Source organism: Flavobacterium sp. SLB02, from assembly GCF_009664855.1.
In the GTDB taxonomy this organism is placed as follows: Bacteria; Bacteroidota; Bacteroidia; order Flavobacteriales; family Flavobacteriaceae; genus Flavobacterium.
In genome coordinates, this window is record NZ_CP045928.1 from 4,817,529 (window position 1) to 4,826,442 (window position 8,914).

At 34.3% G+C, this 8,914-nt stretch carries 7 protein-coding genes and 1 tRNA gene; 2 read left to right on the forward strand and 6 right to left on the reverse strand.

Annotated features, from left to right (window positions below; genetic code table 11):
• Positions 1-67 precede the first annotated feature (67 nt).
• Complete coding sequence (gene pckA / locus GIY83_RS18060; RefSeq protein WP_194620451.1) at positions 68-1,672, reverse strand: phosphoenolpyruvate carboxykinase (ATP); 1,605 nt, start codon at positions 1,670-1,672, stop codon at positions 68-70.
• 300 nt (positions 1,673-1,972) lie between these two features.
• Positions 1,973-2,359, reverse strand: coding sequence for a DUF423 domain-containing protein (locus tag GIY83_RS18065; RefSeq protein ID WP_194620449.1), 387 nt, complete (start codon positions 2,357-2,359; stop codon positions 1,973-1,975).
• Between the two features lie 192 nt (positions 2,360-2,551).
• On the opposite strand from GIY83_RS18065, the gene GIY83_RS18070 reads away from it, so the two are divergent.
• Positions 2,552-3,916 carry a saccharopine dehydrogenase family protein gene (locus GIY83_RS18070; RefSeq protein ID WP_194620447.1) on the forward strand — a complete coding sequence of 455 codons (1,365 nt, stop codon included), beginning with the start codon at positions 2,552-2,554 and terminating at the stop codon, positions 3,914-3,916.
• 107 nt (positions 3,917-4,023) lie between these two features.
• On the opposite strand, the gene GIY83_RS18075 is transcribed toward GIY83_RS18070, so the two are convergent.
• From GIY83_RS18075 to GIY83_RS18090, 4 genes are all read right to left on the reverse strand, one after another.
• Positions 4,024-5,811, reverse strand: coding sequence for a M56 family metallopeptidase (locus tag GIY83_RS18075; protein ID WP_208682736.1), 1,788 nt, complete (start codon positions 5,809-5,811; stop codon positions 4,024-4,026).
• The gene (locus tag GIY83_RS18080; protein WP_194620443.1) at positions 5,808-6,179 is read right to left on the reverse strand and encodes a BlaI/MecI/CopY family transcriptional regulator; all 372 of its coding nucleotides are present in this window, start codon (positions 6,177-6,179) and stop codon (positions 5,808-5,810) included. Before GIY83_RS18080 ends, GIY83_RS18075 begins: the two co-directional genes overlap by 4 nt.
• Before the next feature lie 179 nt (positions 6,180-6,358).
• Positions 6,359-6,781 carry a hypothetical protein gene (locus GIY83_RS18085; protein WP_228520628.1) on the reverse strand — a complete coding sequence of 141 codons (423 nt, stop codon included), beginning with the start codon at positions 6,779-6,781 and terminating at the stop codon, positions 6,359-6,361.
• Between the two features lie 554 nt (positions 6,782-7,335).
• On the reverse strand, positions 7,336-8,724 hold the full coding sequence (locus tag GIY83_RS18090) for a dipeptidase (protein ID WP_194620453.1): 1,389 nt from the start codon (positions 8,722-8,724) through the stop codon (positions 7,336-7,338).
• Between the two features lie 109 nt (positions 8,725-8,833).
• Here GIY83_RS18090 and GIY83_RS18095 point away from each other — a divergent pair.
• Positions 8,834-8,914: transfer RNA gene (locus tag GIY83_RS18095), tRNA-Leu, on the forward strand.

The following is an 8,914-nucleotide window of genomic DNA, read 5'->3' on the forward strand; positions in this document are numbered from 1 at the left end:
GACTGAGACATAACAAAAAAGCTGTTCATAACGAACAGCTTTTTTTAGTTTGAATTAGTAATCTTCCTTATTCCGTAATCGGTGCGCCGGCTAAAATTTCAGCGTTGGCAAACTCTTCAAATTTGGCGAAATTAGCTTTGAATTTCTGAGCCAATTCCAATGCTTTTTTATCGTATAACTCAGGATCTTCCCAAGTATTTCTAGGATTTAAAATTTCACTTGGAACGTTAGGGCAAGACTGTGGTTTTGCGATTCCAAATACTGCATGATTTTTATATTCTACATGATCCAATTCTCCGTTTAATGCAGCGGTAATCATGGCACGGGTATATTTTAGTTTCATACGCGTTCCTGTCCCGTATGCTCCACCGGTCCAACCTGTGTTGATCAACCAAACTTTTACATCTGCGTCTTTCATTTTCTTGGTTAGCATTTCGGCATAACGTGTTGGGTGTAATGGCATAAATGGTGCTCCAAAACAAGCCGAGAAATTAGGCTGTGGTTCTGTAACCCCTGCCTCTGTTCCTGCAACTTTTGCCGTATATCCTGAGATAAAATGGTACGCTGCCTGACCTGGAGTTAATTTTGAGATTGGAGGCAAGATTCCGAAAGAATCCGCCGTTAAGAAAAATATATTTTTAGGATTGTGCCCGATAGAGCCTGGCTGAATATTATCAATATGTGTTATTGGATAACTTACACGTGTATTTTGAGTGATAGAAACATCATCATAATCTACTTCGTTTGTTCCCGGTTTGAAAACCACATTTTCTAACAACGCTCCTTTTTTGATCGCTCTAAAAATGTCCGGTTCGTTTTCTTCGGTTAAATTGATCACTTTTGCGTAACAACCGCCTTCGAAGTTAAAGACTGTATTCTCTGCCGTCCATCCGTGTTCATCGTCTCCAATTAATTTACGTGCAGGATCTGCTGATAAAGTTGTTTTTCCTGTTCCTGATAATCCAAAGAAAATAGCAGTATCTCCGGCTTCACCCACATTGGCACTGCAATGCATTGGTAAAGTATTTTCGAAAACCGGTAAGATGAAGTTTAAAGCAGAGAAAATCCCTTTTTTCATTTCTCCTGTATAACCTGTTCCTCCAATAAGTGCTATTTTTTTAGTAAAATCTAAAATAGCAAAATTAGACTGGCGTGTTCCGTCTACAGCAGGATCTGCCATAAAACTTGGAGCACAAACTACTGTCCATTCCGGAGTAAAATTTGCAAGTTCAGATTCTTCTGGCCTTAAGAACATATTGTAGCAAAACAAATTCGACCAGGCTGTTTCTGTAACAACACGAACATTTAATCTATAATTAGGATCAGAACAAACATAAGAATCGCGAACGAAAACTTCTTTGTTTGATAAAAACTGAGTTACCTTATTATACAATTTTTCAAAAGCAGTTGGGTCAAAAGGAATATTTACATTTCCCCACCAAACTTTATCCTCTGTAATACTATCTTTTACAATAAAACGATCCTGAGGAGAACGCCCTGTAAATTCACCTGTATTAATTGCCAATGCGCCTGTAGAATTCTCGACACCTTGGCCTGATTGCAAAGTGATCGCATGCAATTCATCAGCAGATAATTGGTAACGAACTTTTGCATTTTCAATTCCTAAGTCATTTAACGAAATCGATTGCGAGAAAACTGTGTGACTGTCCATAAATTTTAAGTTGTGTGTGATATTTAGTAAGAAGCAAAATTACAGATTTATTATTAATCCTTTAAAAAAAATTAAATTTTACTTTTATTTATATTAATAAAGTAAAATTTGATCTTTAAATTCAATAAAATAAAAAAATAACGGCTTCAAATTTGCTTTCTTATAATCAATTAAATGAATTTGTTATATTATTTACATATTGAAGTAAAAAACAAGATAAATTCACATAAATAAGATTATATGTTATTTATGAGACAAAATTAAAGATTAATTTTTAGATAGAATTTTTTATTCGGGATTTTATGATTTTCTCTTCAAAATCGTAACAAATAACACCGCCCAGGCAATGATTAATAGAAAACCACCCAAAGGAGTTGCGAATACGATAATTTTGAAATCGAAAACTGTAAGACTTTTAGTAGCTAATAAATAGATAGATCCACTAAATAGAAGAACACCTGCAACAACCAAATTGTAGATTGCTTTTACAGTTTTTTCAGCGATATCTTTTCTGGTCGAAAGAAAAAGTAAAAAGAGAGCATGATACATTTGGTAACGAACACCAACTTCAAAAGTGTTTAACTCTTCTATAGATAAATATCTTTTCAGTAAATGCGCGCCAAAAGCACCCAAAATGATCGATAACATTCCCATAAAAGCTGCTGCTAAAACAATTCTTCTTTTCATATTTTCTATACTTTTTATTCTCCAACAAAAATACTTCAATACATTTTAAAAAGCATTTTAGTTTTCAAAAATCTTTTCCGGAAAAAGAAATTCATTATAATTTGGCTCGAAAATAAAAAATAATACACTTTTTGAAAATTAAAATTGTTATATATTTAACATTTTAATATATTTGTGTTACAAATTTAAACAATGAGAAGTATTTTAATCTTTGGAGCCGGAAGATCTGCATCGTCGCTGATACGTTATTTATTAGCAAAATCAGAAAGCGAAAACCTACACCTTGTCGTAGCTGACTTGTCTTTGGCTTTGGCCGAAAAAAAAACTCAGAATCATCCCAATGCAACTCCAATTGCTTTAAATATTTTTGAGACCGAAGAAAGAAAAGCAGCAATCGAAAAAGCGTCTATCGTAATCTCGATGTTGCCTGCTCATTTGCATATCGAAATCGCCAAAGATTGCATCGAATACAAAAAACACCTTGTTACAGCTTCTTATATTAGTGATGCCATGCAGGCGCTTGACGAAGAAGCCAGGAAAAACAATTTGATTTTTATGAACGAGATTGGCCTTGATCCCGGAATCGACCACATGAGCGCCATGAAAGTTATTGACGAAATCAGGGCAAAAGGTGGTAATATGTTACTTTTTGAATCATTCTGCGGCGGATTAGTCGCTCCCGAATGTGATAATAATTTATGGAATTACAAATTTACCTGGGCGCCACGAAATGTAGTTCTGGCTGGGCAAGGCGGCGCAGCAAAATTTATTCAGGAAGGTACTTATAAATATATCCCATACGGAACGGTTTTTCGCAGAACAGAATTTCTGGAGGTAGAAGGTTACGGAAAATTCGAAGCCTATTCGAACCGGGATTCGCTTAAATACAGATCGATTTACGGTTTAGATGATATCCTGACTTTATATCGCGGAACGATTAGAAGAGTGGGTTACTCGAAAGCATGGAATATGTTTGTACAATTGGGTATGACAGATGACAGTTATATCATGGAAGATTCTGAAAACATGAGTTATCGCCAGTTCGTGAATTCGTTTTTGCCTTATCATCCAACAGATTCTGTAGAGATTAAAACGCGATTGATTTTAAAAATCGATCAGGACGATATTATGTGGGACAAACTTCTGGAACTGGATTTATTTAATCCCGACAAAAAGGTCGATTTACCTAATGCTACTCCTGCTCAGATATTAGAAAAAATCTTATCAGACAGTTGGACTCTTGAGCCTAACGATAAAGATATGATTGTCATGTACCATAAATTTGGTTACGAACTGAATGGTAAAAAACAGCAAATCGATTCTAAAATGGTTTGTATTGGCGACGACCAAACTTATACTGCAATGGCAAAAACCGTTGGCTTACCGGTTGCAATGGCAACTTTATTGATTTTGAACGGAAAAATTACAACTCCGGGCGTACAGCTTCCGATAAAAAAAGAAGTTTACCAGCCTATTTTAAAAGAGTTAGAGGAATATGGGGTTGTTTTTAATGAACAAAATATGCCTTATTTTGGATATAATCCAGACTTATTTTAGGGTCTGGTTTTGTTGGTTTTTTTTTAGAATTTTTTTAGTTTTTAATTTTATCCGCTTCTACTGACTAGAAGCGGATTTTTTTATTTAAAAGACAATTTAGATGGTTTTTAATTTCCAAAAATGGTTGGTGGAAAATCCATTCTCTGATATCTTCCCTTTACTAGCTTATACTTTTTTGGTGTTTCGTTATCTTGAATTGTTATAGGCAAAGTGTACAGAACGCGAACTGGCTTACCCATTTCAGAGCCGGGATTCCATGCCGGAGAAAGTTTTAGAATTTTTATCGCTTCTTCTCCTATCCCGTAGCCTAAATCTTTTAGAATTTTAAATTCAGAGAGGGTACCGTCTTTTTCTACCATAAATTCTATAACTATTTTTCCCTGAATTTTATTCTTTGAAGCTTCTTCTGGTATTTTAAAATTTTTACCAATGAATTTGTAAAATGCCGGCATACCTCCTGGAAATTCCGGTTGTTTTTCGATTGAATTATTAGATTGAATTTCTGATTCTGATTTTACTAAAGATTCTTTGTCTTGATCCCGCTCCATTTTTACCAATTGATCAGATTTTCTCTTTTTACTATTTCCAGTAATTTCTATCATTTTTGGCCCTTCATTTTTATTTTTTTCAAAGGCATTCTCAAAACCTTTATTTGTATATAAGCTTACTTGATTTTCTTGTGGAAATTTTTTGCTTCTTGCATTTTTATAAACGAAACTATTGTAGTAGTAAACAAAATCATTTTCCTTGTATTGATTCAAATTAGAATTGACTATGTTTATTCCATCAACCCAAACTGCGTATTTAGATTCATCTTTAAATTTTTCCAGCATATTTTTGGTAATTACCACTTTTGCAGGAATTGCCAGTACTGGAGGAATTCTCTTTTTCTCGCTTTCTGTTAATTCAGCATACTTTTTTTGTGTAGCCGTACTTGCTTTATCCTCTTTAAAAACAAAAACGGTATTAGCATAGTATTTTTCAATATTAGAAACGTTTGTTATGCCCTCTGTTTTTGCATCAGTTTTACTTTTCTGAGCAACAGTTTCAATACATAAAAAGAAAACTAAAATTGCCATTATAGGCAGAAGTGCTGTTTTCTTTAAAAAGGTTATTTTTTTGGATGTTGTAGTCGTCATCATAATTAATCTTTTTTTAGTTACAGAATAATTTAAATTACTGGCCAGGTAATATATTGAACCTTGATTTGCTTTTGACAATAATAAATTCTGATAAAACGAAACATTTTTATGTGATGTAATTACTTTATCATCGGCAAGAAATTCGTGATTAAGTTGTATTGCTTTCTTGTAAAAAATAAAAATTGGATTGAACCAAAAAACAATCTTGATTATTTCAATAAATAAAATATCTAAAGAATGTTTTTGATTCACATGAATTAACTCGTGCGTAAACAACTCTTTTTCTATTTTTTTGTTTTGATAATCCATTTCATTTATAAAAATGGTGCTTAAAAAAGTATAAGGAAGTGTTTTCTCTTGCAACAAAACCAATTTTGCATTTTGATATTCTAATACATTATTGATTTTTCCTTTATTAATCAAATTATACAGATTAGTTATAAATCGAAAAAATAAAATTGTCGTTACCAAACCGTAGATAGTCCATCCTAACACAACATAAAAAGGTGTTTTTTCGTCCACGTCCACGATTTTTGCAGTAATTTGACCTGGAATAATTAGATTTTCTGTATTGCTATTTGACACTTCCTGAATTATTTCGATCGTTACAAATGGAAGGACAAATGAAATCAAAAGGCTGGCCAATAAGAAAAACCTATTAAACTGATGCATTTTTTCCCGCTCCAATATCAAATGATAAAAAATCAGGAAAACGCTTAAAGCAATCGTCGATTTTATAAAGAAGTCTATCATTTTTTCTTTTTTTGAATTTCTGAATCGATTATTTTTCTAAGTTCTTCTAATTCTGATGTTGACAAATTGGTTTCTTTGGTAAAAAAAGAAGCAAATTGTGATGCCGAATTATTAAAGAAACTACTGATTAATCCGTTGACGTGTTTCGAGAAATAAACGGTCTTTTCGACCAAAGGATAATATTCTCGAGAATTTCCGAATTCGTTATAGGCTACGAATTTCTTATCGATCATTCGTTTCAAAAGCGTTGCAACGGTTGTGGTTGCGGGTTTTGGTTCGGGATAGGCTTCGAGTAAATCTTTCATAAAAGCTTTTTCAAGCTTCCAAAGATGTTCCATTAATTGTTCTTCTGAGTTTGATAGTTGCATTTTTTTTAAGTTTCTAAGTTACTAAGGTTCTGAGTTGCTGATTTTTTTTTGCCACTGATTAGAATGATTAAAATGATTTTTTTGATGATTACGATTAATCTATATTCTATATTCTATATTCTATATTCTATATTCTAAAAAAAACCGCGTAGATCCGTTTAATCCGCTAAACCCGTGGCCTATTCTATTGCTTTTTCTGAAATTAAATCGCCGTTATTGTATTTTTTAATTTCGGTTAATTTTCCTTTATCTGAATAGAATTTCCAATCTCCAAAATAGAACCAATGTGTTTCTACGGCATTGACTTCGATTTTTGTTTTTCCTTTTGATTGTAGTTTTCCGTTTTCATAATAATATTTGACGGTACAGATTCCGTTTTTGTATTTTTCGGTTTTGTAGATTTTTCCGTTGATGTAGGATTTCCACTTTTTTACCGGCTGATCATTCTTATAGTATTCGAACGATTTATATGTCGTACTATCTTGTTCATAATTATCAACCCAAAGACCTTCTTTCTTTTTATCAATCTTTTGATTGATAGGTTTGCTTTTACAACTTAAAAGCATCATTCCGCAAAAAAATAGTAAAAGAAGGTTTTTCATATTTTTATTTTGACTCTACATTCATAGATGTTGCTCTACAAATGTAGAGTTATTTTTTTAATGTGCAAGAAAAAAGCTTTTTTTTTTGTTTCAGGTTTCAGGTTTCAAGTTTGCCGAACGTTGAATAGGCTCCAGCTTTAGCTGGGGTTTAAAATAAATGCGCAGAAAATGGCTTTAGCCGAATAATTTCTCAGGCGTTTAAAAATTTTGGCTAAAGCCAATTCTTTTCATCTAAAAAAATCCCCTAGCTAAAGCTGGAGGCTATTCAATTCTGATGAGAAAAACCTTTGTCACTTTGAGCCTTTGCAACTTTGAACCTTTTTAAACCTTTGAATCTTCTTTAAGTGTTAGGGATAGGAGCGATATCCTTTTTGTTTTTTCTTTAAAAACAAAAAGATATAGCGGATAGCCCGACCGTAAGAAACGCCCATAAAAAAATCCGCTTACTCTTAAAGAATAAACGGATTGTATCTTAATACCTAACAGGTTTTAGAAACCTGTCAGGAAAATAAACTTTGCGTGCTTTGCGAAACCTTAGCGACCTTGCGGTTAAACTACTTAGAAAGCTCTACGAAATATTTGTAAAACAACGGAATAGTTTCGATTCCTTTTAAGAAATTGAAGATTCCGAAGTGCTCGTTTGGTGAGTGAATCGCATCGCTGTCTAAACCAAAGCCCATAAGGATGGTTTTGCTTTTTAATTCTTTCTCAAACAAGGCTACAATTGGGATACTTCCTCCAGAACGAACCGGAATTGCAGGAACTCCAAAAGTCTCTGTATAAGCTTTGTTTGCCGCTTGATATCCAACGCTGTCAATTGGCGTAACATAACCTTGCCCACCGTGGTGCGGCGATACTTTTACGGTAACTCCGGACGGAGCAATGCTGGTGAAATGTTTGGTGAACAATTCTGTGATTTCTTCCCAATCCTGATTAGGAACCAAACGCATCGAGATTTTAGCGAAAGCTTTGCTCGCAATAACGGTTTTTGCTCCTTCGCCTTGGTATCCGCCCCAGATTCCGTTTACGTCTAATGTTGGACGGATTGAGTTGCGTTCGTTGGTTACATATCCTTTTTCGCCGTAAACATCGTTTAGGTCTAAGGCTTTTTTATATTTTTCTAAGCTGAAAGGCGCTTTTGCCATTTCGGCTCTTTCTTCAGCAGATAATTCCTGAACTTTATCGTAGAAACCAGGAATGGTAATATGATTGTCTTCGTCATGCAAAGAAGCAATCATTTTTGCCAGAATATTGATTGGGTTCGCTACTGCCCCACCGTATAAACCTGAATGTAAATCGCGGTTTGGACCTGTAACCTCAACTTCTACATAACTTAAACCACGTAAACCTGTCGTGATCGACGGTTGTTGGTTGGAGATCATTCCGGTATCAGAAATTAGGATTACGTCGTTTTTTAGTTTTTCCTGATTGCGTTCTACGAACCAGGCCAAACTTGCTGAACCTACTTCTTCTTCGCCTTCGATCATGAATTTTACGTTACAAGGTAAAGTATTGGTTTGCACCATAAGCTCCAAAGCTTTTACGTGCATGTACATTTGTCCTTTGTCATCGCAAGCGCCACGAGCAAAAATTGCGCCTTCCGGATGAATTTCAGTCTTTTTGATTACGGGTTCGAATGGTGGCGATGTCCATAATTCGATTGGATCTGGTGGTTGAACATCATAATGTCCGTAAACAAGAACTGTAGGTAAATTTGGGTCGATTATTTTCTCTCCATAAATGATTGGATAGCCCGGAGTATCGCAAATTTCGACTAAATCGCAGCCTGCTTTTGATAAACTTTCCTTTACCGCCTCGGCAGTATCGATAACATCTTGCGAATATGCAGTGTCGGCACTTACCGACGGAATTTTTAATAATTCGATCAACTCATTGATAAAGCGATCTTTATGTTGTTGAACGTAGGACTTAATATTTTCCATTGAAATAATTTTTATAGAATTTCAAAAATACGAAAAAGAGAATTAATATTTTTTTTCAAAAAATGTTTTGAAATCTAGAAGTTATGTTTATCTTTGCACCCACAATTGAGCGGATATGGTGAAATTGGTAGACATGCCAGACTTAGGATCTGGTGCCGCAAGGCGTGTAGGTTCGAGTCCTATTATCCGC

Excerpts from the sequence above, each read along its gene's own strand:
- GIY83_RS18065 (WP_194620449.1), bottom strand. The coding sequence starts at position 2,359 with ATGAAAAGAAGAATTGTTTTAGCAGCAGCTTTTATGGGAATGTTATCG.
- pckA (WP_194620451.1), bottom strand. The coding sequence starts at position 1,672 with ATGGACAGTCACACAGTTTTCTCGCAATCGATTTCGTTAAATGACTTA.
- GIY83_RS18090 (WP_194620453.1), bottom strand. The coding sequence starts at position 8,724 with ATGGAAAATATTAAGTCCTACGTTCAACAACATAAAGATCGCTTTATC.
- GIY83_RS18070 (WP_194620447.1), top strand. The coding sequence starts at position 2,552 with ATGAGAAGTATTTTAATCTTTGGAGCCGGAAGATCTGCATCGTCGCTG.
- GIY83_RS18075 (WP_208682736.1), bottom strand. The coding sequence starts at position 5,811 with ATGATAGACTTCTTTATAAAATCGACGATTGCTTTAAGCGTTTTCCTG.
- GIY83_RS18085 (WP_228520628.1), bottom strand. The coding sequence starts at position 6,781 with ATGAAAAACCTTCTTTTACTATTTTTTTGCGGAATGATGCTTTTAAGT.
- GIY83_RS18080 (WP_194620443.1), bottom strand. The coding sequence starts at position 6,179 with ATGCAACTATCAAACTCAGAAGAACAATTAATGGAACATCTTTGGAAG.